Here is a 25,279-nt window from a genome sequence, read left to right as displayed (position 1 = left end):
GAAAAATATGCATAAGAAAAAGAAAAAACATACTTTACGTAACTCGTTTATAATTTTATTTCTGCTCGTTCTGTTCAGTGGTGCAGCTTATGGGATGACGAGTTATCGAGGTGTAAAGAATTCGGTCAATAGTTCTTTTGAACCGTCAGGTTTAGCTAAAGAACGTGACGTTACGAGTGAAGTCCAGAAAAAAAGGCCGATTTCGATTTTGTTGATGGGGACTGATACTGGTGCGCTGGGTCGCGATTATAAAGGTCGGACCGACAGTATGATGATCATCACGTTAAATCCGAAGGACAAAAAGACGACAGTGACAAGTATCCCCCGTGATACTGCTGTTCACGTACCTGGATTTGGAACTAAAAAGCCATCTAAGATCAATGCTGCTTATTCGTTAGGGCAAACCAAGACAGCAATTACGACCGTACAAAAAATGCTCAATGTGCCAATTGATTTTTATGCAATGATCAATATGGGCGGAATGTCAAAAGTTATTGACCAAGCCGGAGGCGTTGATATTAAGCCAAGCTTGAGTTTTGAATATGGCAAATATAATTTTATTGCTGGTAAAAAGACTCATATGGACGGCGAAAAGGCTTTGGCTTACTCACGGATGCGTTACGATGATCCGCAAGGTTATTACGGACGTCAAACCCGTCAACGGGCAATTTTGATGGCCTTGATTGGTAAGAGTGCTTCAATCAAAACTTTATTGAATCAGGATTTCATCAAGTCATTGACCGAGCAAATTCAGACCGATTTGATCTTTGATGACCTGACTGCCATTGCCAAAGACTACAATTCAGTCCATAAAGATACCGACGAAACTCATTTACAAGGTCAAGGAGCAAATATAAATGGCGAGAGTATGGAAATCGTTGATAAAAAGGAACTGCAGCGCGTGACGGACTACATTCGAGACAACCTTGACTTGCCGAGTGCTAAGACAGGTAATATTGAATATTCAGTTGATAAAAAAGCACATGCTTCAAAGCTCAGTAATAATTTGATCGATGAAGTAGAATAAAAAAATCTCCCAAACGGGAGATTTTTTCGTTTATTAATTTTCAAAGCCTTGGTTCAAGTTAGCGATAACCTGTTTAACAGTTGTTATTTCATGTATCATGCTCAATCCTAGTCCAAAGGAAGCGTAACCTTCTTTTAAATCACCTAATAGCATACCGCTTCTCATGCCACTATAACTATTGGCAGCATTCCAAACTTCTTGATTGGTTCTTCCAGCATCGCTTAATTCGACTAAATGTTTTGGTAATTCCCCTGGAATCGAACGGTAGAATTTTGGTAGTGCCTTGAATAATAATTCATCGTAGGCATCGTATTTGATTAATAAATCTTTGATGTTGTCAGCCATAGGAGATTCTTTAGTGGCCAATAAAGCGGTACCTACGAAGAGGCCATCAGCTCCTAAAGCCTTAGCTGCTTTGGCAGTTCTTTTGTCAACGATACCTCCAGCAGCAAATAAAGGGACTCGTTTATCAACGATATCAGCGATATAAGGGATGGCTGAAAATGTTCCTATAGTTTGATCAGGAACAGTACCACCTTCATCAAAGCCAGTTGCTACTAAAATATCGATTCCTTGTTGAATAGCATCTTCAACAGCTTCTTTGGTGGAAGTTGAAGGTCTATAAACAATCTTAATGTCGTTCTCTTTCAATAAATCAAACCACTTGGGGATATATTTACTGCTGTTGATAACTGCCACTGGGACTTGGTCCTTGATCATCAGGTTGATCATTAATTCAGCAAATTTATCCTTATCGGGATCATCGTTCAAAACCAAATTCAATCCAAAAGGCTTGTTAGTTAGTCCATGTGCCTTTTGAATTTGTTGATGCATCTGATCAATCGTTTTGTCAATCGATTTTGTTGGCTCATATTGTCCAGCGTTGATCCCTAAAACACCCAAGCCACCGCTATTTGAGACGGCGGCCACAAATTCAGCGTTAGTCAGCCAAAACATTGGTCCTTGAATAATCGGTTTCTCGATGTTTAAAATTTGTTTGATGCGCTTATCCATAATGTCCTCCATGATAACTAAATCGTTATATTGATTTGCAAATATTGGTTACGAAGTATATTGTAATAGCTAATTAGAAGTAAGTGAAATAGTAAAAAACTCGGTTATTATAACTAAATAGTTATGGAGAGCAATGTGAATGATGTAGATAAATTAATAAATATTTTGGACAATGTAAAATCATCTGACAGTTTGACTGAAGTGGCTGGAAAGCTCTATTTCAGTCAGCCTTATGTCAGTAAGTTGATCAATGAAATGGAAAAACAGTATGGTATTCAATTAGTTAATCGCAAAGAGAACCCTATATCTTTAACTAATGCAGGCGAAGTCGTCACGCAAAATCTAAAAATAATCCAAGATGCTCAGGTAAAACTGAATATTAGTTTAGTTGATTTAAAAAGAACTGAGCAGGGCGTTTTATCGATTGCCATATGTTCGTTAGTAGATGGTCCTTCGATTAGCTACATAGCCCAGAAAGTTCATGAAAAATTTCCATATTTGAGATTCAATTTTATTAATCTATCTGGGGATCTGACCGATCACGATTTGATCAATGGTAAAATCGATATTGCTATTGGTCGAAAATGGAATAATTTGGATTTGCACGTTATTCCTTTACCAGTCAGTGAGTTGGCCTTACTAATCCCTGAAACTTGTCCGTTGTATGATGAGAAGGCTGATTATATTGAGTTTTCTCAAGATAATTTATCAACCTTGAACGATTGTGAATACATTGGCGTCAATGACAGCTCGTTTTTACAACGTAAGGTAGACATTCTACTCAAAGATAACGGAATTCATGTTAACAAAATCATGGAATTACCAGATTCAGGACAAGCGACTTTAATGGCACTCAATTTGCACGCAACAACGATAACTACGGAAAACATCGCCCGCAATTCGCTTGCTGAGTCTGACAAATATAATTTAATGATGATCCCTAAAGAAAATACCAGTCTAGATATGGGCATCACGTACCGAAAACAATCATCCGAAGATATCAAGAAAGTCGCTCATACTATTAATGAACTGATTACTGATAAATAAAAAAAATCTCCCAAACGGGAGATTTTTTCGTTTAATCATTTAAATTATATCTAAGCTTCATGTGTTCGGAACCGAATGTTACCATGTCGCCGAGCAATTTAGTTTGTCGTTTGAGTGAATCGTTGGCCAATTTGTTATTAGCTTCTTCAAGATACTTTTGAACGCCGGCGCTGCTTTGTTTCTTGATGTCAGCGTCTGTGTCGTGTTGGATCTTGCGATATGAGCTCATGGCTTCGAGTTCGAAGGTGTTTCTAAAGTCGACGTACAAGTCATAGTTGGTGTCACCAAGCAGGGCAGTGGTGCAGCTCAACCAGTACATATCGTTCAAGTTGAAGGTCCCATCGGCGTTCTTGTAGCTAGCAGGCGTGTCGTTAACGTTGCTGTAGAAAGGAACGACCGTATTGAAAGTATTAGCGCCGAAAGCTAACCAGTGGATACCGGCGATTTCTGCGGGGACATTATTTCTGATCTGCAAAATATGAACGTCGTGGTTGCGGTTGATACCAATTGGGCGGAATTTTGTCTTATCTGACTCGGCTCCGTCACCATAAACATCATATTTAGTGTTTTCGTAATGAGAACTCAAAACGAATTTAACGTCTTCGATTGAGATCTTGCGATCAGCATGGCAAATGAATGGTAAGTCTTGTTCCATTGGATCATGTTCGGTCTCAGGATTGAAGTACTTTTGACCGAACCAAACACGAGGGTTGTTGTAGACAGTATCTTTGATCGATGCTGAACCGAAGATATGACGCAAGTTTGTACCTTCGAAGTCAGGGTTCAAACCATTGTCTTCGATCATTTCCTGCAAATCTTTAGAACATAATGTATCGTCAGAATCGAAATCGAATTGGTCGATACTCATTCGGTTTGATGCTACTACGTAAGCATCGTCAGGGATGCGAACTGCTGCCCAGTGATGACCACCGATAGTTTCTAACCACCAAACGCTGTCGTTATCAGCAAAAGCAATTCCGTTTGGTTCGTAGGTACCGTAGTCTTTGAGCAATTCTCCTAGACGAAGGACACCTTCTTTGGCGCTATGGATGTAAGGCAAGACCAAAGTTACCAAGTCTTCTTCGCCTAATCCATTGTCAACGTAAGGGTCCAAGCCCAACACGCGAGGATTAGTCGTGATAGTCTCTGTGGCTGACATAGCAACGTTGTCGCTATTGATACCAGCAGCTGCCCAAACACCATTAGTTAAGATCGAATTAGGGATCGAAGTATACCTCATTGGATTGTCAGGCAAGTCAACTTGAACTTGACTGAGAACTGATTGATAATGTTTTGGTTGGTCTTCAGGATTGACCACTACAAAACGTTCTGGGTCTAAAGCTTCATGGCCGTCGTCGTTACGAGAAATAATAGTTGAGCCATCGATTGAGGCCTTTTTACCAACTAAAATAGTCGTACATGAGCCTTTAATTCTTTTTGTCATAAATTAGAATCGCTCCTTTGTAAATATTCAGATATTATTATAACCTTAATAATGATTCGGTTAAAAATCAATGGCTCAGCAATTGATATTTATAAAAACTGACAAGTAATAATATAGGAATCTTCGCAATTGGTTCAACAGAGAAATTTTAATTTTTAAAAAATATTCGTTACCAAAAATGGCTTTTTGTATGCTAAATTTTAAGTAGATAAATCAGAGTAAGAATTTTTAAATCGCTTACAAAAATAAAGGGGAACACGAATGAGCTTTTTTGCAACAATTTTTGGCCACGACACGCTCGCACACGAGCAGACCGATGGCCAGCAGAAATATACTGTCCAACGGATCCACGTTGGCTCGCACCATTTCGACATTTCAACCGAGATCCTAGATCTACTTTGGTTTGGCGATGGTCGTCGCAAGAATACAATGGATTTTGAGGACAGTTCGATCAGTGAACCTTCCGAGATCATGACCCGTGACCAAGTGTACCAAGAGAATCCCGTACCAGTCGGGAATTATCCTAGTTTCAATAACTTGACGCCTGGTCAGAAATATCCATTCCTAACTTGGCTGCAAGACATCGAACAAGATAATGATGTCGGGTATGCTTATTTATTGTTATATGCGCTTGAACGAAGACTCTATATGGGCAGCATGGTCGAACCAGCCGTCAATCTAATCCGCAAATTGCATCGAATCATCAACAATCCCGATTTCGTTCGCCATTCATCTGATACTTTAGTTTGGGCAGCTTATAAATATAAACGGGTCGAGTTTTTAAATTGCCTCAGGATCGATGAAATGCCAGAAGAGACCCAAATACTAGTTAAACTGTATACACGTGGACATTTAGATGGACATGATATCATGCTAGTTTCTGAAAAAATGGGCATGGACAATCAACGATATGTGACCGGGAAGCCGCGGCTATTCGAAAAAATATTAAATGATAAATTAGCCAATAAATATGACGAGGGCTTCTTCTCCATCAGTAATATCGATCATGCTGGTGAAGCCAGTGTCAGCATCTGGCTTTCCAATTTTTCGATACCTAAAAAAGCTCGACGGGTCAAAGTACCAAATCTTTTGGAACATCGCAGTATAAGAAAACCGTTGTTAAAGATCCTTGAGCAAACTAGCGAAGATGTTCGCATCGAACTATTAGGACATTACAAATAAAATATGAAAATTGACACCAAATCAAATATGATTGGTGTCTTTTTTTTAAATTACGCAAAAAACACAAAAAGAGAGCTGGCGGATTATTAATCCGTTAGCTCTCTTTTTGTTTATTTTCGAGAAGGTAATTTCCCGTCAGCGATAACTTTTGAACTGTCGTCAAATTTGAAATTAATGTTTTTTGATCCTGGTTGGAAGTTGCTGACGTCAAAGTGGCTTTTTAGGATGCGGACTTGTGGATTTTCACTAGCGAATACCAAATCTTGGCCATTCATTTGTGAGCCGCTTTTTACTGCTAGATCGTCTTTATTATCAGTCATCGAAGAGTCGACTTTGATATTTTTGAAGAATAAACGAGAATGGCGTCTTAATTCCAGTTTGTGGGTAACTAAAGAGTCCTTGAGATAAACTAACGAGTTTTTCTGGAACAGCAACTGAAAGTATGTATTGTCAGCGAACATCTGGCTATTCTCCAAGGAAATGCCGATAGCTTTGGTTTTTGAACCTGTCATGATCGATGAGTCTTTGAATGAAAAGAAAGAGTTCTGACCATAGATCGTGTCCCAGTAATCACTAGTGTTTCGGTCTATTTTAACGTTGTCGCAATAAATCTCAGCTCCGTCAAAAGCTGAAAGGGTGTTGTCTTCATCAGCAGGGTAATTGACGATCAAATTTCGAAAAATCATCAAGGTATCGGCACCAACGGTAAAACTGCAATATAATGTGACATCATTTTGATTCTCACTTTGACCAACGATTGTAATATTTCTTTCAATATTACAAATGAAGGGATTGTCTTTTGAAAAATAGGTTCCCGGCAATAGTTCTATCACGTCGCCGTCTTGGGCATTGACGAGAAACCTGGTCAATAGCTCGTCTCGCTCATCCTTGTTTGACTGGTTACCAACTATAAATCTCATAAAATCCCTCCTTAAAAGATAGGTTTGTTTAATTAGGTTTCATATATTACCACTTTAATACTAAAAAAAAAACCATGTCCATTTTTGACATGATTCTTATTAAAAAAATCAGCCGAAGGGTGGCTGATTTTTTTGTTATTATCTGAAAATCATTACTGATATATCGGCATATTTAGCCATGTAAGCTGCTTGAGAACCAAAGTGTCTCTTTACACCTTTACGTGCTTCCGAACCGATAACGAGCAGATCTGGGTGAACTGCAGGGATTATTTTCTTGATGATTGTTTCACCAGGTGCTCCCTCGTCAACTACGGCAGTCACATTAGGGACGCCGGCATCTTCTGCAAGTTTTTTATATTCTAAGACGTGCTTTTCAAGATCTTTACGTTCACCGTGAACGTAGTCTTTACTTAAGGCTTCGAAAACGTTCATATCGTCATCTTCTAGGATTGAGGCGATGATTAATTCGGAACCGTCTTCTTTGGCAGTATGGATGGCATATTTCAAAGCTAAAAGTGAATCTTCAGAGTCATCGACACCTACTAATATTCGTTTAAAAACATTATCACTCATAATCTTCTCCTTCAATTGTCTTATGCTTCAGTTTGAGGTTCAGAATCCTCATCGTTTTCTTCTTTGCGAACTTTTTCCAAGTGTTTTTCGAAACGTCTATTACCCTTGTAAAGTTCAACGATTGTCCAAACTAGCAAGGCTAGGACTGCGGCAATCAAGACATAAGCAATGTTATCAGCAAGTTGCAATTGAGATGCTGTAGCGTTGTCTCCGAAGAAGGCTTCGATTGAGTCTGGCAAACCTTTCATATTCAAGAATGTCAAAGCGACAACTGAGAACCAGCCGAGGATCTTGACCCAAAGACTGTTTTTGAATCTTTGACCCATTTCGACTTTACTGTCAGTCATCAATAGCAATGGCAACATGGAGAATGGCAATGCGAAGGCTAGGAAGACCTGTGAATTATTCATTAGGTTATTCAAAGCGATATGCTCAGCCACGGCTGATTCACCACTTGTCAACATAACACAGATCAAAACAGGGATAACTGAGATCAAACGTGTAACTAAACGACGTAGCCATAATGGCATTCTCATGTGAACGAAACCTTCCATGATAACTTGACCAGTTAAAGTACCTGTAATAGTTGAATTTTGACCAGATGCCAAGAGGGCAACGGCAAATAATGTAGCTAGGACACCTGATTTGGCAACGCTGATAAGAATTGGGTTACTCAAAGTTGATGTGTCCTTTAAAGCGTCATAAAGACCAAAGAATGATGGATCTGATACGGCACCGTTCTTAAATACGGCAACACCCATGATCAATAGTAGGGCGTTAACGAAGAAGGCAGCTGTTAATTGGATATTTGAATCCCAAGCTGAGAAACGAACAGCTGTAGCAACATCTTCTTCATCGTTGTGGTCGATAGCTCTTGTTTGTGAGATAGCTGAGTGCAAGTACAAGTTATGAGGCATAACAGTCGCACCAATGATACCAAGGGCACCACTAAGTGGAGTCATACCAGCAATTTTATGACCTTCTGAGAATGTATCCCCAGTTGGTACAAGACCCTTAACAACAGCTCCCCAGTTAGGATCTGATAGAGCGACTTCATATGCGAAGACGAAAATAATAACTAAGATCAAAGCAACAACGATAGCTTCAATTTTTCTAAAACCAATTTTTGTTAATAATAACAGTAATAGAACATCAAATACGGTGATGAAAACAGCGATTACCAACGGTATATCGAACAACAAATATAAGGCAATCGCAGCACCGATAACTTCGGCAATATCTGTCGCCATAATGGCTAACTCGGTTAGGATCCACAGAACAATCCCTAATGACTTACTAGTTCTAGCACGGATGGCTTGCGCTAGATCCATTTGGGTCACAATACCTAGTTTAGCTGCCATATATTGTAATAGCATGGCGACCAAACTAGAGATCAGGATTATAGACATCAATAGATACTGGAAGTTTTGTCCACCAGTGATTGATGTTGACCAGTTACCTGGATCCATGTAACCAACGGCTACGAGGGCGCCGGGACCTGAGTATGCTAGTAGAGTTTTCCAGAATCCCTTACCTTTTGGTACTTTGACAGTACCATTGATTTCTTCCAAAGAAGGACCATTAGCATATTGGATCAGCTTTTTCCCCTTTGGACTCTTATTTTCTGACATGAATATAATTCCCCTTTCTCTTGTCGTTTAGATTTTAACGCAATGATTAGAATAAGGGAACAACAAATTTAGGTCGGACTAACTAAAAAATTATCGAGGGCAAAATGATTGTAAACGTTTAACCAATCAATATAGAAGTGTTTCTTATTGGTGTACTTTTAATTATTTTTAGAATAGAATAATAAAATAAATTAAAAATTGATTGTTTTGGATAGAAAATCAAGTATATTTTGTCAAAAAATTAAAATAAAAGAAGGTAAAATCGAGTGAAAGCTATCATTGCGATGGACCTAGCCGACGTTCCCATCGTCAGCCAAGATGTGACGGTCTATACATTATTAACCAAAGAGAATAAAAAATGGGCTGATCAACACAAAGGGGTAGGCATCCAATTCGTCAAAACGCCGATATACGTTCGAGCAGCTGACAAAGGCATCAATATGTTTGTCAAAGGTATCCTGAAAATCGCCGACGTGCCAGAATATAACGATATGTTGCATTTCGTGTACTTTTCTCATATGGTCGCTTACTATCTTTCACAACGAGATTATCGTCAGATTGCTTTTGAAGATCAGATCCTCTGCGAAAAAGTTTTATTGCAGTTTGGCAACGACGGGAAATATATTGATAAAGTCGAGATACTTTAAGGAGAATATCGTGAAACCAGAACTAGTTTTTAAAACTATCTTCCTATTATTTACCGATGAAGAAGTACCCAGCATGACTTTTTTACAGGAACTGGATATCAGCCATAAAACTTTGGACCAGATCATGGAATTGATCAGGAGTTCAGGAATAAAGGTCCGTGACAACCCACGTGTTGATGCCAGCTATAAAATAGAAACTAGGCAAGTCATGTTTCGGCCGTTTTTGCGGATCGAAGATTTTTTGCGTGTGAATTCAGTCGTTACAGACGAACCAATCATAACCACCAAACGAGATCTTTTGAAATTTTTTGCCAGCTTGAATCTTTGGCATCAGGAACTCCACTTGAGTTTTGGCATCGATGGCGATGATCTCAGTTATGTGCATCACAATTTAACAGAGGTTATTGGGCTAAGTTAAAAAGCCGTCCGATTTCGATTGAATATAGCAATGAAAAATTAGAATGGACCGACCGGATCGTGGAACCCCTGGATATCTTTTATCGTGACGGCAAGTGGTATTTGTGGGCATATTGCCGTAAACGCGGAGCTTTGCGCTTGTTTTTGAACACGCATATTTTTAAAACACAACTATTAAACGATCAGACTTATCTACGGAGACCGTTCGTTTTAGAAGATGGCACCGACGACCCACGAGACTTTCGACAACGCTATTGGGTCGATTTCAGTTTTAAAGAAAAATATTTTGAGACTATCTCTGATCAATTTGAAAATGATAAGGTCGTTCATCTGACTGATCGTGTCTTGATCCTTGAAAAAGACCTTTACAATCCTAATTTTGCCAGCAAATATCTCCAGCAATATGGCAAACATGTAAAAATCGAAACATTGCCAAAACTAAAAGCTCAACTCAGTCGCAACTAATGGTAAGTTGCGGCTTTTTTAGTATACTAGGGGGGAATGATAACAAGAGGAAACGAGGTAATCGTTATTTTAACCAAAAAAGTTGTCACTAAAGACCTACCAGAATTCCAAAAAATCAAAGAGCTTTATTTTCAGGCTTTTCCAGCTGAAGAAAGAGTCCCTTGGAGCTGGTTATATCATCAATCAAAAAAGCAGTTCATCGAATTTATTGCCTTCTATGATCAAGATGAATTCGTTGGAATAGCTTATAACGTCACCCAAAAGGACCTGACATACATCTTCTATTTAGCCGTCGATCCACAGATCCGTGGCAGTGGTTATGGAGGAAAGATCCTCGCTGACTTAGCGAAAATGTATCAAGGACAGCGCTTCTGCTTAAGTGCCGAAGCCCCCGATTCAGAAGCTGACAACAACGAAACCAGATTGCGCCGAATCGCTTTTTACCAACGCAATGGCTTTGAACTGTCACATAAGACTGCTTTAGAAAAAGGGGTCAAGTATACGATGATGCATCGGAATGGAAACTTCGAGAATGCGGAGTATCAAAAGATTATTGCCTATTTTGCAGGATTCTTCAAATTCATCTTTAAAGTTGAATTTATCGATGAGAATAAATAATAAAAAAACTATCAAAAGTCTATGAAAATTCTTATTTATAGACTAGAATTTAGTTTTATGAATGTTGCAAAGTTGAGGTATTTACATTGAAACGCTTTTCTATCCAACAAATCAGACATAAATGGATCTTAGTGATCTCGTTAGCAGTTTTTTTTGTGACTTATTTGATTGATCTAATGAGTCCACGCGAGAAACCTGTTACCTTATTTATCGTTGGGGCAATCGTTGCGACCTTGATTGCAGCCGTGTGGGCAATCGTCAATTACGTCACTCACTTGCAAGTAAATCCGTTTTATCACGATGATACCGGGAAGAAGCAGCCCATTTTTCAACCTAAGACGCATCAATATTTATTTTTTTGGGGTTCGATTGCAGTTTTGATCGGGGTGATTTTGTTCATTTTGATATTTTTGAATCAAAATCTAGCCTTGCCTTGGGTAGTTGACCTGAGCGTGACCTTAGTCTGTTATGGAGCAGGATTTTATTTGTCGTTTTTCTTGTACATGCTGCTGGACAATCTATTGTCGAAAAAATGACCAAAAAATTAGGGGATGATTCGTTTTCGAATCTATCTTCTGTTTTTTTGCCTAAATTATAAATAAAATGCTTATTAATAGAATGTTTCCGATACTTCCAGTATTATTTAAGTTGACAATTATCAGAAATGAGGACTTTCAATGACATATCCACAACTAGATTTAGACAATGCAACTGGAACAAAAGTTACAATCGTAACTAATCATGGCGAAATCAAGATTCAATTGTTTGATGACTTAGTGCCAAAGGCAGTTGAAAACTTTTTAGGGTTAGCTAAAAAGGATTACTATAACGGCGTTATTTTTCACCGTGTGATCCCAGACTTCATGATCCAAGGGGGCGACCCGACAGGAACTGGTGCTGGTGGTGAAAGTATTTATGGCGGTCAATTCGAAGACGAATTTACTGACCAATTGTTCAATTTCAACGGGGCACTTTCCATGGCCAATGCTGGGCCAAATACTAACGGCAGCCAATTCTTCATCGTTTCTAACGAAAACATGCAAAAGCGTATCTTGTCGCAAATGTCTGCCGCCGGCTATCCAGAAGAAGTCATCGCTGAATACAAAAACGGTGGAACACCCTGGCTAGACCATCGCCACACAGTCTTTGGCCAAGTCATCTCAGGCATGGACGTCGTTCAAAATATCAGCAAGGTCAAGCGTGATGCTGCCGATAAGCCCAAAGAAGACGTCGTGATTGAAAAAATCGATATCTCAGAAAACTAATAGTTAGTGTCAATCTCAAGCAAAGTAAAACTACCAGCCAATCAAAATTGGCTGGTAGTTTTTTAGTGGCGAAGGATATTTTCCATCTTTTTTCCTTTAGCAACTTCATCGACTAATTTATCCAGATAACGGATCTTCTGCATTAAGGGATCACTGATCTCTTCGACCCGAATGCCGCAAATGACGCCAGTGATCAAAGGAGCATTAGGATTCATCATAGGGACCTGCTGGTAAAACTCTTCCATCGTGATAGGGGTATTTAAACATTGTTGAAGCGATTCTTGATCATGACCGGTAAACCACAGGATGACTTGGTCCAATTCTTGTTTTGAGTGACCCTTACGTTCTACTTTTTTCAAGTAGGCTGAATAAATCTCTCTGAATTCCATTTGAAATATCTTCTGATTAGCCATTTCTTTCACTCCTGATCGAAATTTGTGAACGATTACATATTTATCATGAATATCAGCGCTTTTTGCTGATATAACTGTTATTATAATAACTGTAAAAATTTGATATGGAAATTATTTTGAGAAAAGAGTGATTATATGGGTATTCTTTTAGCACTTATTCCTGCCATTGGTTGGGGTATGCAACCGCTGATTGCCAGAAAAGTCGGTGGTAGCCCTGCTAATCAGATATTTGGTACTGGTTTGGGTGCCCTTATTATAGGTATTTTTATTTATTTCATTGACGGAGCAGTTTCCGGCAAGAATTTTTGGATCAGTTTTGCCGCTGGCCTTTTGTGGTCGATGGGTCAAGTTGGTCAGTACATCACATTCAACCAAATCGGGGTTACTAAGACCATGCCGATCTCAACTGGTTTGCAGATCATTGGTACATCTTTGATTGGTGTTTTGATCTTTGGCGAATGGGCCGGAGCAGCTTCGAAGTGGATCGGAGCTTTCGCCATCCTGCTAGTCATCATCGGTGTCAGCTGCACGTCGATAACTGATCAAAAGTCAGGAGAGTCGACTTCTGGTTCATTGACTAAAGGTCTAGCCGTTTTGATTCCAACGACTATTGGTTAATGGGCTTACAGTGCTTTGCCAAAAGCCGTCGATGCTTCAGGTTTGCACTTGTACTTCCCCGAAATGTTGGGGATCTTCATCGGTGCGGTATTGTTCAATATCTTCAATACCAAAGGTAAAGGCTTCCTTCAAAAAGCTGGCTGGTACAACATCTTAGTTGGTATCGTCTTTGGTATCGGTTCATTAGTTTATATTTATGCCGCCCAAATGGCTGGTGTCGCTTCAGCTTTCGTTATTACCCAATTGAACGTCGTTGTTTCGACCATAGGTGGAATGTTGCTTTTGCACGAATCCAAGACGCCGCGTGAGTTGAAATTCACCATAACCGGCTTAGTTTTAATTGTCGGAGGAAGTTTCATTACAGCCTTTTTATAAAATCAAATTTTTGGCAAGCAGTGTTCAGAGACACTGCTTTTTTTTGTGTCAAAAATTTGAATAGTCTTGATTTCTCAATCAGGTATCCACTTTCATAAAAATGTTATTATAGATACTATATGAGGAGGAGTATAGGTTATGGCTTTTTTATGGACGCATTTAATTACCTGGATCGTGATGACAATCATGGTTTTACTAGCCTTGTTCACTAATTCGTTGACCAAGGTTTATGAAATGATCACAAGATTGGGGTATATCGTGATCATTGTTACGGGGATCTTTTTGTTCCCACATGCTTGGCAGAGTGAACCAACACTTTTGATTATCAAAGTTATTTTAGCTATTTTGTTGATAGCCTTGATCGAAATTGCCTTTGCCAGAAAGAATAGCGGACGCTTGACCGTCCAAGCCGTTTGGGCAGTCATCGTCTTCATTATCGTCGTGGCAATCGTTGGCTTTGCATTAGCCGGCTGGTATCCATTTGTATAAAGAATAAAAAAATATCGACAATTCGTGATGGATTGTCGATATTTTTTAACTATAATTCCGGCAAGATATGCTCTAAAGCATAACCTACACCGTCTTCTTGATTGGATTTTGTTATGAATTTGGCATTTTCCAGCATATCAGGCAAGGCATTCTTCATCACGACTGGGTTGTCGACCATTTGCAGCATCGGCAAATCGTTGTGGCCGTCGCCAAAAGCCATCAAGTCGGATGGTTCCAATTTTTCTTGGTCGATGATGAATTGTATCCCACGTGATTTCAAAGCCTTGTCGCTGGTGATCTCTAAATAAGTGTCGCTCGATTGTTGAATGCTTACGCCCGAGAAAGGTTGGTCAAGCAAATATTGTTTAACTTCCTGCATGGCCGTTTGCTCGAATATAATCAGCATCAACTTATAGACTTCAATATTCGGCTGTGTGAAGAAATCATCTGACGTCACGACTTCAGGATTAAGGTTCGTGTAACTATTTTCCAAATCGATCCCGCGGTCGTGCTTTTCGGTATACCAGTTGTTCAAGCTATACCAGCTGAGACTGATTTGGGGAAATTTGTCTCGGACTTCTTGAATGATTTTTTGAGCAGTAGCTAATTCAATCGATTCAGAGTCGAGGACTTGAATTTCTTGATCGATCTTTTCAAAGATTAGTCCGCCATTGAACCCGATCTGAGGTGTGTTCAAAGCTAGTTTGTCCATTACTTCGGCCATCTCCATTGGTGCACGAGCGGAAACGAGCGTGAAAGGGATATTGGTTTGTTTGATGATTTGGACGTTGCGGTCGGTGATGTCGCCCTCGTCATTTAAGATCGTTCCGTCCATGTCTGAAAAGATGTGTTTAATCATTGTTGATCTCCTAACTGTTTAATTCGAGTATACCAATTATCTTGCTAAAAGAGATTGAGAAAGTTAAAGAACCAACAATTAGACTGATTCTAATGTAACTTTTGACCTTTGAAAAACGAATTTAACTACATATGTAAACGCAACCGTATTGATTTTTATAAAATATATTTACTGAAATAGTCTGAGGCTTAGAGCCATGGGCTATTTTCACGAGTAAAACAATCTAGATTTTGATTTGACCCTACCATCAAAATTAAAATGGTGTTAGACTTATTAAAAATTATTTAATAATAAGTGAATGAGGTGTGAATATGGATAAAGACTATCGAAAACAATTCCATGCCAATGGAAAGATATATTCTTATTACGATATTGCAGGCTATTTGGCTGAGCACCAGCAACAAATTTCTGCAATGCCTTATTCAATTCGAGTGCTGTTAGAATTGACCCTACGCCACAGTCAGAAAAAACCTGCCATGAAGGAGTTCTTGAAAGCCTTCATTGATTGGGACAATCAACACGATCAAGACGTCGCCTACAAACCAGAACGAGTTATCCTGCAGGATTTCACCGGCGTACCGGCACTAGTCGATCTAGCAGCCATGCGCGATGAAGTCAAAAAACGCGGTGGCGATCCAGAAATCATTAATCCGGACGTACCAGTTCATCTGGTGATCGACCATTCAGTTCAGGTGGATATGGCAGCTAATGATGAAGCGTTCGACTTCAATGTTAAGCAAGAATTTAAGCGGAATCACGAGCGTTACACTTTTTTGAAGTGGGCTCAAAATAGTTTTGACAACTTGACGATCATTCCCCCGGATACGGGGATCATTCATCAAGTCAATCTAGAATATTTATCGCAAGTTATCCGTCAAAAAGATATTGATGGAGAAAAAGTCGCTTTTCCTGACACCTTAGTCGGGACCGATTCGCATACGACCATGATCAATGGATTAGGCGTTTTAGGCTGGGGTGTTGGTGGTATCGAAGCCGAGGCTAGCATGCTGGGACAAGAATCGTATTTCCCAATGCCAAAAGTCGTCGGCGTGAAATTGACTGGTAAATTACCCGATACAGCCACGGCGACCGATTTAGCTTTGACTATCACTAATTTATTGAGAAAACACAACGTAGTTGGCAAATTCGTAGAATTTTATGGGCCGGGTTTGCGGACTTTGCCGTTAGCTAATCGAGCTACTATCGCCAATATGGCACCTGAATATGGTGCAACTTGTGGTTTCTTTCCGATCGATGAACAAACGTTAGATTACATGAAGCTGACCGACAGAAGTGCCGAACAGATCGAATTTGTTAGACAATATGCCAAATACAATCACTTTTTCTATGCTGAAGCTGAAGACAATCAACGGCAATACTCAGAAGATAAGATGCTGGATCTTTCCAGCGTCCAAAGCAGTTTGGCTGGGCCGAAACGTCCGCAAGATTTAATTTATTTGAAAGACATGCCGAGCCATTTTAGACAGTACGATCAATTGCCAGATTTTCCAGTCCAAATCGATCAAACGAAATTCCAATTGCGTCCTGGTGATCTAGGAATCGCTGCTATTACTAGCTGTACCAATACTTCTAATCCAGAAGTATTGATTGCTGCTGGTCTCTTAGCTAAAAAGGCCGTTGCCAAAGGCTTAAAGGTCCCAGAATACGTTAAGACCTCCTTTGCTCCTGGTTCTAGAGTAGTTACTAAATATTTGGAGATATCTGATCTACAACAATATCTCGATAAAATTGGCTTCAATATCGTCGGCTATGGTTGTACCACTTGTATCGGTAACTCAGGTAAGTTGAAGGAAGATTTACAGACCAAGTTGGCTGAACAAGATTATCCGATTGCAGCTATCGAAAGTGGTAACCGTAACTTTGAAGGACGGGTCAATCCGTTGACCAAAGATACCTTCCTAGCTTCACCACCGTTAGTCGTTGCCTATGCTTTAGCAGGAACGGTCGATATTGACATAACCAAAGATCCACTTGGACATGACCAAGATGACCAACCAGTTTACTTCAAGGATCTTTGGCCCAGTGTTAACGAGATAAGTGCGGTCATTCATAAGTATTTGAGCCCACAATTGTTCTCGACGAATTACGCTAACATTTTTGATCAGAATAAAACCTGGAATCAATTGACTTCATCTAAGTCAACGACTTATCCTTGGGATGAAAAATCGACTTATATTGCTAATCCGCCATTGTTTGAAAATACTGAGACCAGTGATTTCAAAAACATGCGCGTTCTAGCAAAATTAGGCGATTCAATCACCACCGACCATATCTCCCCCGCTGGTTTTATTGGCAAATCTTCGCCAGCAGGCAAATATTTATTAGCCCATGGGATTCAGCAACGAGACTTTAACTCTTACGGGTCAAGACGTGGCAATCATGAAGTCATGATGCGTGGGACTCTAGGCAACGTTCGCTTGCAGAATTTGTTGACGCCGGATAAACAAGGTGGCTTCACCAAGTCTTGGTTGACCGGTCAAGAAACGACTATCTATGATGCGGCCATGGACTATAAACAAAATCAGGTCGATACAGTTATTTTAGCTGGTAAAGATTACGGAATGGGTTCATCTCGTGATTGGGCGGCTAAGGGCGTTGAACTCTTAGGTGTTAAGGCAGTCATTGCCGAAAGTTTTGAACGGATCCATCGGTCGAATCTAGTTATGATGGGCGTTTTGCCTTTGCAATACTTGCCAGGAGATTCAGCAGATTCACTCGGATTAGTTGGTGACGAGAAGTTCTCCATCATAAGGGATGGAAAAGTTGCCCATGTGACAGCTTCGAACAATGCTCACACGACTAAATTCGACGTTAAGGTAAGGTTCGATGCGCCCATCGATCAAGAATATTTCGATGCACACGGGATTTTACCGATGGTGATTGACAATAAGTTAGGTGTTTAAAAAAATAGTAAGGAGGCATTGAAAATGGATCATCCAAAAGGTTTAGCGGGCATCGTGGTTGACGATACTCACATTAGCTCAACAAAGAACGAAAAATTGACATACGCGGGTTACTTGGTTCAAGAGATGGTGCAAAGACACGCTACATTTGAAGAAGTCGTCTTTTTGTTATGGAACCAGCGATTGCCGAACAAGCGTGAATTGAAGGCTTTTCGAAAAGATTTAGTCAGCAAAATGGTTCTGCCAGCTGAAACAGTCAGGCTTTTGCTGTACATTGCACGTGAGCCTCAGCATCCGATGAGTATTCTGCGGACGACGACGTCTCTGTTAGGTACCACGAATGATGTGGATCACGATGAGCCACCGAAGATTTTGGCGAAAATGTTGACGGCAATCGCAGCAATCATTCGTTTGCGTGATGATGAGCCTTTCTTGGAAGCCGACCCTAAATTGGGTGTGGCTGACAACTTCTTGTTCATGATGACCGGTAAGCGTCCGGATGCTGAATTGTCATATATTTTCAATACAGTCATGATCTTGCACGCTGACCATGAATTCAATGCCTCGACTTTTACGGCACGTGTTGTCGCTTCGACCATGTCCGATTATTATTCATGTATAACGGCTGCTGTCTGTGCTTTGAAGGGTCCGTTGCATGGTGGAGCCAACGAGCGGGTCTTCGATATGTTGACCGAGATCATCGATCACGATGAGGACCCAGTCGAGTTCGTCGAACAGCAAGTTGCTGTCGGCCGGAAGATCATGGGCTTTGGCCATCGGATCTATAAGCATGGCGATCCTCGAGCTGCTATTTTGAAAGGCTTTGCTGAAGAATTGTCTAAGAAAACTGGTAATGAAAAATATTACGATATTCAATTGAAATTGGCTGACTACATGTTGCAAAGGGATGGCCTGCATCCAAATGTCGATTACTACACAGCTTTGATCTATCACTGCTTGGGGCTGGAGAAAGAAACATTTACGCTGGTCTTTGCAGCTTGTCGAACAGCTGGCTGGTTAGCACATGTGATGGAACAACGCGGTGAGAAAACTTTGATCAGGCCTAATTCTGAATATGTGGGGCCAACTGACCGAAATTACGCCAGCGACACATGTATGAAGAAGGTGGTTCACTAGTAACTAGTCAAAAAATTATTATGGAAGACGGAAACCTGAAAACTCCAGATCATCCGACGATCCCTTTTATTGCGGGAGATGGCATTGGTCCAGAAATTTGGTCGGCAGCTAAAGGGGTCTTTGATGCGGCCGTCAATAAGGTTTATCAAGGTAAAAAATCGGTCGATTGGTTGCCACTATTAGCTGGTGAAACTGCTTATAAAAAGACCGGCCAATGGTTGCCAGACGAGACTTTGCAGGCCTTAAAAGATTATTTAGTAGCAATCAAGGGCCCATTAACGACGCCAATTGGCAAAGGCCATCGGTCCATTAATGTTACATTACGTCAAAAACTCGATCTTTACGCTTGTTTTCGACCAGTGAAATATTTTGCCGGCGTTCCGTCACCAGTCAAAAAACCAGAAAATGTCGATATTGCTGTCTTTCGTGAGAACACGGAAGATATTTATGCAGGGATCGATTTCGTCTCGAAAAGTGAAGGAGCCAACCAATTGCTGCAGTTGTTAAAACAAAACCAACAACTGGATAAAGTCCGTTTCCCGGATTCGAGTAACTTTGCCATCAAACCTGTTTCTGAAGCAGGCTCAAAAAGAATTGTCCGAGCGGCAATCGAATATGCCCTGGATCACAATTTGTCCAAAGTGACTTTGGTACACAAAAGCAATATTATGAAAAAGACTGAAGGTAGCTTCAAGACCTGGGGCTATGAGGTGGCTGAATCTTTTGGTGACCGTGTCTTTACGATGAATGAGTTCGAACAGATCAAGTCTAAAAAGGGCTTATCTGCGGCGGATGACGCCGGAACTTTATCGGAATATTCAGGACGTTTGTTTGTTGATGATGTCATTACTGACAACTTTTTCCAGCAATCGTTGTTGCACCCGGAAAACTTCGATGTAGTCGTGACGATGAATTTGAATGGGGACTATATTTCCGATGCTTTGGCTGCTCAAGTTGGTGGTATCGGGATCGCTCCAGGTGGAAATATCAATTATCAGACTGGTCAGGCGATTTTTGAAGCTACTCACGGGACAGCTCCGCAATTTGCTGGCCAGAATAAATTGAATCCGACTTCTTTGATTTTGTCGGGAGCGATGATGTTTGAATACCTCGGCTGGAAAGAAGTCAGTCAGGTGATCGAACGAGCCGTTGCCAGTGCCATCAAAGGCAAGCACGTTACGATGGATTTTGCCCGCCAGATTCATGGTGCTGAAGAACTTAGCACTAGCGAGTTTGGTAGTTTTGTTGAGAAAAACATTCGAAATGGGAAGTAAAATTGTTCAATAAAATAAGCATGTGACTCAAGATTTTTTACTTGAATCGCATGCTTTTTGATTTTTGGGAATATTGCAGTTAGCTTCTAGGATTAGGTTTGCTGGAGATGCTACGTTTTTTTATATTCTGAGGCGTATTGATCGAATATTGTATTAGTACACGCTTTCTATTTTGCGAATGCGACTTGCATTTTTTGTAGAGTCATCATTTTTTCGAGCAGGTTTTCAATGGCGTCGAACCATGGTAGTAGTAGGGCGGCTCCTGAGCCTTCTCCTACTGCTAGGTCTAGGTTGAAGTTGGCCTTTAGGCCTAATGATTTCAGGGCTACTTTGGTGCCGTTTTCGTGCGATGAGTGGGAGGCTATTACGTGCTCTCCGATATCAGGGATGAATTTTTGGGCTAGGATGCAGGCTGAATATGTTAAGAATCCATCTAGGACTAGTGGTACACCGGCGTTAGCGGCGGCGATGATGGCTCCACACATAGCGCCTATTTCGTAGCCACCGACTTGACTTAAAATATCGATCGGGTCACTTGAGTCGATAGTTTTGTTGTCGAGAGCTTCTTGAATCACAGCAAGTTTATGAGCCATCTTCTGGTCAGAAATATTCGAACCACGTCCAACGACCTCAGATGCAGGCAGATTTAAGGCTGCGGCGATGATGGCACTAGCTGAACTTGTATTACCAATACCAATTTCACCAATCAATAAAACGTTATTTCCTTCCTTGATGGCTTGGTTGGCTTGATCAAATCCGACTTGCAAAGCTTGTTTGGCTTGTGAACGAGTCATGGCTGATTGATGGAGGAAGTTGTTAGTTCCCGGAGCAATCTTAGCGTCAATGATCCGTGGGTCACTGAATTGGTGGTCAACGCCAACGTCGATCACTTTCAGATCACAATGAAAGAGGTCAGATAAGACTCCAATCGTTGTCGTATGGTCGAGTGAGTTGATCGATTGTTGAGCAGTCACGCGTTTAGGGGTCGCTGAAACATCTTCTTCAACGATTCCGTGGTCGCCAGCAAATTGAAGACAGCAACGTTGATCGAGTTTTAGATCAGTCGTTCCTTCTATGCCAGCTAGTTTGACTGCCAAAGCCTCTAAATGACCGAGGCCATCGACTGGTTTAGCTAAGTCGTTCAATCTTTGACGCATATCTTTTTGAGCAGTTTGAGAGATCAAATTTGGTGATATATTCACAGTAAGACACCTTTCCGAAAGCGTTTTTATGAAATAATTATAAGACTTTCAGAATTTCTCGAGTGAAATTATTAACAAGACAACAAAATATTGATGAAAAAAGATGATATTTGAAAAACATTATTAAATTGAGCATAAAAAAACTGTCACTCCGAAGAGCGACAGTTTGAATAGTTTTATTCGGATCTTAAAGCTGTAGCAGCATCTTTTTTAGCGGCCATTCGAGCAGGAACGTGTCCACCAATAACTGTCAGCACAGTACTGATAATTATCAAGATGATTGCGTGTATTGGATTAAGTTGAGCAACGTTGCTTAGGTCAGTCATACTCTTCAGGATCGCGTTGATCGGGAAGGTGGCCAGCCAAGCAATGATGACACCTAGTAAACCAGAGGAGACACCAAGGATAACAGTTTCAGCATCGAAGACGCGGGTGATATCTTTCTTACGAGCACCTAAAGCTTTCAAAATACCAATTTCCTTCGTCCGTTCAAGGACTGAAGTGAAGGTAATGATGGCGATCATGATCATACTTGTGACCAATGAAATACCAGCAAAGGCTACTAGGACGTAAGTGATAGCATCCATCAATCCACCAGTTAAGTTAGAAACTTGTCCAGCTAAGTCGGTGTAGATGACCTTATCGGAACTGCTCTTACCTTTGTTGTACTTGTCTAAGTACTTCAAGACCTTATCTTTATTCTTGAAGGTATTTGGATAAATCAAGATACTTGCAGGAGTTGTTGAACCACCAAGATAGCTAACTAAACTCTTCTTAGTAGTACCGTCGACGGATTGTCCTGTTAGGACATTTGAGTCGCTGCTCTTTTGAGCTTTGACGATATCGGAATTCTTGTTGTCTTGGATGATATCTTGAGTCAACTTATCACCATAGGCGATTCCTGAAGAAAGGATGTTTTCAGATGATTTTGACTTAACACGTAAGATACCAGAAATGCGGACTGTGCGGTTGTTGCTATTGTCGTACATTGATGACAAGTCTGAGTTTGGTGTATAAGTACCGCTACCTGTTGACTTGTAGTAATTATCATTAGAAACAATCTTCAATTGAGTACCAACTAATTTGTTGAAGTTCAATTTTTGACCGTCTTTAACGTTCATGCCGATGTTCTTCAAAGCATTGATGTTAGTCGAGTTGTCTCGGTTAACAATCAAGACGATGTCATTTTCATTTTTAGGCATTGAACCGGCTAAGACTGAATAATGCTTCTTCAAGAATCCAGCACCATTATCTGAAGATGAAGGGTAGACTGAGCCACCAACTCCAGAAGAGGACGACATAGCACTCGTCATTTGGCTAGTGGAATCATTTGAAGAAGAATTCGAATTCGAAAATTGGGCTGTCTTGACTTTCCCATTTTGCTTACTCAAAAGATTCATTCCTGTTGAGTAAGTATAAGTAACATTTTTACTCAATTGTGGGTCGAGTTTTTTGATGTAGCTCAAATAATCACTGTCAATTTTGTTAGTGTGAGTAGCTTTCTCAGCTTGACTCAATTTGGCTGTGATCTTGTTCGACTTAGACGTTTTCATTTTCTCGTACGTTTGGGCAGTCGTCTTAGTTGCCGTTTGCGAAATAGTGACCGGGAATTGCGCTAACGTATTGCCTTGAGTCTTGTCGATCTGCTTTTGGAAACCAGATGACAAGGCTAAAACAATTGCGATACTGATAATACCAATACTGGAAGCAAACGCCGTCAAGAAAGTCCGCGCTTTTTTCGTCTTCAAGTTAGTGAAAGACAATTTCAAGGCTGTCCAGAAAGTCATCTTCGTCTTTTTCAATTCGAAGTTGTCTTCAGCTTCATTTTCTTGATAAGGATTGGAATCGTTTAAGATCTTTCCGTCAGCGAAGTTGATGATCCGATCAGCGTATTCATCAGCTAAAGTCGGATTATGGGTAACCATCACAACTAGACGCTCAGCTGAAAGCTCTTTGATCAATTGCATGATCTCTTCACTGGTCTCAGTATCTAGGGCACCAGTTGGCTCATCACACAAGAGGATCTCAGGATCGTTGGCGATAGCTCTAGCAATTGCTACACGTTGCAATTGACCACCAGAAAGTTGGTTAGGCTTCTTGTTCATGTGTGGGCCTAGACCAACACGTTCCAATGCTTCAGTAGCTTTTTCTTTTTTCTCTTGATTAGGCACACCACTCAAGGTCATACCCATTTCAACGTTATCAAGGATACTTAGATGACCGATGATATTGTAGCTTTGGAAGATGAATCCGACTGAATTGTTCCGGTAAGCGTCCCAATCAGCTTCGGAAAAGTCTTTGGTCGACTTACCGTTGATGATCAAGTCACCGGAATCATAAATGTCCAGTCGACCGATACCGTTAAGCAAGGTAGTTTTACCAGATCCACTCGGACCTAAGATAGCAACAAACTCTTGTTGACGGAAGGAAACTGAAACATCGTCTAAAGCTTTAGTGACTGAATCACCGACGTAATAGTACTTTTTAATATGTTTTAATTCCAGCATTGTTTAATTCCTTTTTTTAGATTTTAGTATGGTGAAAAATAATACATCTGTTAAACTGTCATTAATGCAACACCATGTATATATAATAAGAATTTTATATCACATGTGCAACCCACAATTATCAACAATCTGTTGTTAATTCAACAGATTAACGATAAGTGTTGTAAAAGGAGCAATTATGGTTGGAATAAAGAATAATCGTCGTGCTAAGTATACCCAAAGCGTTATCAAAGATACAGTTTTATCTTTATTAGAAGATAAACCTGTCAGTAATATCTCCGTAACGGAAGTATGCAAAATTGCAGATATCAATCGAACCACTTTTTATCGTTATTATGATGATATTTATCAATGCATCGATAGCATAGCAAATGAGTTTCTCAGTTCGCTTAAGGTGCCCGAAACGTTGTCTCCCATTGATTCTATGGAACAATTAATTGAAGTTTTCTATCACAATCGAAAATTGAGCAATTTGGTTTTTGTTGAAGGAAAAACTAAGATATTGAATGAATTCTATAATAAAGTTGATAGTAGCAATGATTATCAAAAAATCTATATTTCACTAGGGATGCAAGGTATTTTGAAGAAATGGGTCAAAGACGGTATGCCTGAAACACCACATCAATTAGCAGCCATCATTGAAAAAATTTTCTACGCTGATGATCTACAAAAATTTCATCCTTAATCGGAAATTCCAGAAGGGTTTTTAATATCTTAATAGAAAAATATTTTTAGCAAAAATTGTTTTTTGATATGAGAACATTTTCGTTGCTATACACTGTTGGAGCTAGTGCTATCCTTGACCTAACAACAGCCGGGGAGGGCAGCTATGAGGAACTTTGGCAATATCTTAACTTTGTTTTTAACAATTTTTGCGCCTGTTATTGTTATCCTAGCAATATTGAACCTACCAGTGATCATCCAAATTGCTTTATCGTTGTTATACCTATATTGTTTATGGAATATTTGTCGAAACTATATCCTGACCAAGATCATGACCTTCAATGGATATTACTACTGGTATTTAAAAGAAATCTTAAAACAGCCAGATTTTTTCGAAATTATTTATAGTTTGAATTATCATGATCATCTGCGTTTGAAACATAGTTTGTCGGCAATGGAGTATGCCAAGGTTCTCCACTTACTGCCAGCTAGTCAGCGTCAAGCAATCATCCAAGAACAGAAAAAAGATTTCCAGAAGGTCTTGTTCAAAAGGGTCTAAACTTTCTGG

24 protein-coding genes and 1 pseudogene are annotated in these 25,279 nt (G+C 40.1%); 16 read left to right on the top strand and 9 right to left on the bottom strand.

Annotated features, from left to right (window positions below):
- Nucleotides 1–7 precede the first annotated feature (7 nt).
- Nucleotides 8–1,027 (top strand): LCP family protein, encoded by a 1,020-nt coding sequence (locus FC27_RS07615; RefSeq protein ID WP_010624501.1) that lies wholly within the window; start codon nt 8–10, stop codon nt 1,025–1,027.
- 33 nt (nt 1,028–1,060) lie between these two features.
- Here the strand turns inward: FC27_RS07615 and FC27_RS07610 are convergent, their stop codons facing one another.
- Complete coding sequence (locus FC27_RS07610) at nt 1,061–2,041, bottom strand: NAD(P)H-dependent flavin oxidoreductase (RefSeq protein ID WP_010624500.1); 981 nt, start codon at nt 2,039–2,041, stop codon at nt 1,061–1,063.
- Nucleotides 2,042–2,176: 135 nt separating this feature from the next.
- Between FC27_RS07610 and FC27_RS07605 the strand changes: the two genes are divergently transcribed.
- Entirely contained in the window at nt 2,177–3,088 is a 912-nt protein-coding gene (locus tag FC27_RS07605; protein ID WP_010624499.1) for a LysR family transcriptional regulator, read from the top strand.
- Between the two features lie 31 nt (nt 3,089–3,119).
- Here FC27_RS07605 and FC27_RS07600 read toward each other — a convergent pair whose 3' ends face one another.
- Complete coding sequence (locus FC27_RS07600) at nt 3,120–4,532, bottom strand: C69 family dipeptidase (protein ID WP_010624498.1); 1,413 nt, start codon at nt 4,530–4,532, stop codon at nt 3,120–3,122.
- A 261-nt stretch (nt 4,533–4,793) separates the two neighbouring features.
- Between FC27_RS07600 and FC27_RS07595 the strand changes: the two genes are divergently transcribed.
- Entirely contained in the window at nt 4,794–5,714 is a 921-nt protein-coding gene (locus tag FC27_RS07595) for a TerB N-terminal domain-containing protein (protein WP_010624497.1), read from the top strand.
- Between the two features lie 110 nt (nt 5,715–5,824).
- On the opposite strand, the gene FC27_RS07590 is transcribed toward FC27_RS07595, so the two are convergent.
- The 3 genes from FC27_RS07590 to FC27_RS07580 all read right to left on the bottom strand — a co-directional run bounded on the left by FC27_RS07590 (nt 5,825) and on the right by FC27_RS07580 (nt 8,838).
- Nucleotides 5,825–6,634 carry a hypothetical protein gene (locus FC27_RS07590; protein ID WP_010624496.1) on the bottom strand — a complete coding sequence of 270 codons (810 nt, stop codon included), beginning with the start codon at nt 6,632–6,634 and terminating at the stop codon, nt 5,825–5,827.
- Nucleotides 6,635–6,772: 138 nt separating this feature from the next.
- A complete protein-coding gene (locus FC27_RS07585; RefSeq protein WP_010624495.1) occupies nt 6,773–7,207 on the bottom strand; it encodes a universal stress protein in 435 nt (144 codons plus the stop codon).
- Nucleotides 7,208–7,227: 20 nt separating this feature from the next.
- A complete protein-coding gene (locus FC27_RS07580; RefSeq protein WP_010624494.1) occupies nt 7,228–8,838 on the bottom strand; it encodes an Nramp family divalent metal transporter in 1,611 nt (536 codons plus the stop codon).
- Between the two features lie 266 nt (nt 8,839–9,104).
- On the opposite strand from FC27_RS07580, the gene FC27_RS07575 reads away from it, so the two are divergent.
- The 6 genes from FC27_RS07575 to FC27_RS07550 all read left to right on the top strand — a co-directional run bounded on the left by FC27_RS07575 (nt 9,105) and on the right by FC27_RS07550 (nt 12,250).
- The gene (locus FC27_RS07575; RefSeq protein WP_010624493.1) at nt 9,105–9,485 is read left to right on the top strand and encodes a hypothetical protein; all 381 of its coding nucleotides are present in this window, start codon (nt 9,105–9,107) and stop codon (nt 9,483–9,485) included.
- A 10-nt stretch (nt 9,486–9,495) separates the two neighbouring features.
- A complete protein-coding gene (locus tag FC27_RS07570; RefSeq protein ID WP_029508169.1) occupies nt 9,496–9,903 on the top strand; it encodes a hypothetical protein in 408 nt (135 codons plus the stop codon).
- An 11-nt stretch (nt 9,904–9,914) separates the two neighbouring features.
- On the top strand, nt 9,915–10,367 hold the full coding sequence (locus tag FC27_RS07565) for a helix-turn-helix transcriptional regulator (RefSeq protein WP_081483536.1): 453 nt from the start codon (nt 9,915–9,917) through the stop codon (nt 10,365–10,367).
- A gap of 36 nt (nt 10,368–10,403) precedes the next feature.
- Complete coding sequence (locus FC27_RS07560; protein ID WP_010624491.1) at nt 10,404–10,985, top strand: GNAT family N-acetyltransferase; 582 nt, start codon at nt 10,404–10,406, stop codon at nt 10,983–10,985.
- An 86-nt stretch (nt 10,986–11,071) separates the two neighbouring features.
- Entirely contained in the window at nt 11,072–11,521 is a 450-nt protein-coding gene (locus FC27_RS07555) for a hypothetical protein (RefSeq protein ID WP_010624490.1), read from the top strand.
- Between the two features lie 141 nt (nt 11,522–11,662).
- Entirely contained in the window at nt 11,663–12,250 is a 588-nt protein-coding gene (locus FC27_RS07550) for a peptidylprolyl isomerase (protein WP_010624489.1), read from the top strand.
- A 62-nt stretch (nt 12,251–12,312) separates the two neighbouring features.
- Here the strand turns inward: FC27_RS07550 and FC27_RS07545 are convergent, their stop codons facing one another.
- Entirely contained in the window at nt 12,313–12,663 is a 351-nt protein-coding gene (locus FC27_RS07545; RefSeq protein ID WP_010624488.1) for a DUF2200 domain-containing protein, read from the bottom strand.
- Between the two features lie 135 nt (nt 12,664–12,798).
- On the opposite strand from FC27_RS07545, the pseudogene FC27_RS07540 reads away from it, so the two are divergent.
- Nucleotides 12,799–13,656 (top strand): annotated as a pseudogene (locus FC27_RS07540) (GRP family sugar transporter).
- A gap of 138 nt (nt 13,657–13,794) precedes the next feature.
- Nucleotides 13,795–14,145, top strand: a complete 351-nt coding sequence (locus tag FC27_RS07535) for a DUF1516 family protein (RefSeq protein WP_010624487.1) — start codon at nt 13,795–13,797, stop codon at nt 14,143–14,145.
- A gap of 49 nt (nt 14,146–14,194) precedes the next feature.
- Here the strand turns inward: FC27_RS07535 and FC27_RS07530 are convergent, their stop codons facing one another.
- Nucleotides 14,195–15,004: a Cof-type HAD-IIB family hydrolase gene (locus tag FC27_RS07530; RefSeq protein ID WP_010624486.1), complete on the bottom strand. Its 810-nt coding sequence runs from the start codon at nt 15,002–15,004 to the stop codon at nt 14,195–14,197.
- A gap of 311 nt (nt 15,005–15,315) precedes the next feature.
- Here FC27_RS07530 and acnA point away from each other — a divergent pair, with 311 nt between their 5' ends.
- The 3 genes from acnA to icd are packed head-to-tail and all read left to right on the top strand — an operon-like array spanning nt 15,316 to nt 20,339.
- Entirely contained in the window at nt 15,316–17,928 is a 2,613-nt protein-coding gene (acnA, locus tag FC27_RS07525; RefSeq protein WP_010624485.1) for an aconitate hydratase AcnA, read from the top strand.
- A gap of 24 nt (nt 17,929–17,952) precedes the next feature.
- Entirely contained in the window at nt 17,953–19,065 is a 1,113-nt protein-coding gene (locus FC27_RS07520) for a citrate/2-methylcitrate synthase (protein WP_010624484.1), read from the top strand.
- Entirely contained in the window at nt 19,041–20,339 is a 1,299-nt protein-coding gene (gene icd, locus FC27_RS07515) for an NADP-dependent isocitrate dehydrogenase (protein WP_010624483.1), read from the top strand. The genes FC27_RS07520 and icd overlap by 25 nt, the downstream gene beginning before the upstream one ends.
- Before the next feature lie 167 nt (nt 20,340–20,506).
- Here icd and cobT read toward each other — a convergent pair whose 3' ends face one another.
- Together cobT and FC27_RS07505 are read right to left on the bottom strand one after the other, a co-directional pair.
- Complete coding sequence (cobT, locus tag FC27_RS07510) at nt 20,507–21,541, bottom strand: nicotinate-nucleotide--dimethylbenzimidazole phosphoribosyltransferase (RefSeq protein ID WP_010624482.1); 1,035 nt, start codon at nt 21,539–21,541, stop codon at nt 20,507–20,509.
- 176 nt (nt 21,542–21,717) lie between these two features.
- Entirely contained in the window at nt 21,718–24,048 is a 2,331-nt protein-coding gene (locus FC27_RS07505; RefSeq protein WP_010624481.1) for an ABC transporter ATP-binding protein/permease, read from the bottom strand.
- A 178-nt stretch (nt 24,049–24,226) separates the two neighbouring features.
- Here FC27_RS07505 and FC27_RS07500 point away from each other — a divergent pair, with 178 nt between their 5' ends.
- Entirely contained in the window at nt 24,227–24,733 is a 507-nt protein-coding gene (locus FC27_RS07500; protein ID WP_010624480.1) for a TetR/AcrR family transcriptional regulator, read from the top strand.
- Between the two features lie 144 nt (nt 24,734–24,877).
- A complete protein-coding gene (locus FC27_RS07495) occupies nt 24,878–25,270 on the top strand; it encodes a hypothetical protein (protein ID WP_056938092.1) in 393 nt (130 codons plus the stop codon).
- Nucleotides 25,271–25,279 lie beyond the last annotated feature (9 nt).

Source organism: Companilactobacillus versmoldensis DSM 14857 = KCTC 3814, assembly GCF_001434295.1.
In the GTDB taxonomy this organism is placed as follows: domain Bacteria; phylum Bacillota; class Bacilli; order Lactobacillales; family Lactobacillaceae; genus Companilactobacillus; species Companilactobacillus versmoldensis.
This window is presented reverse-complemented; position numbering and strand designations above follow the sequence as displayed.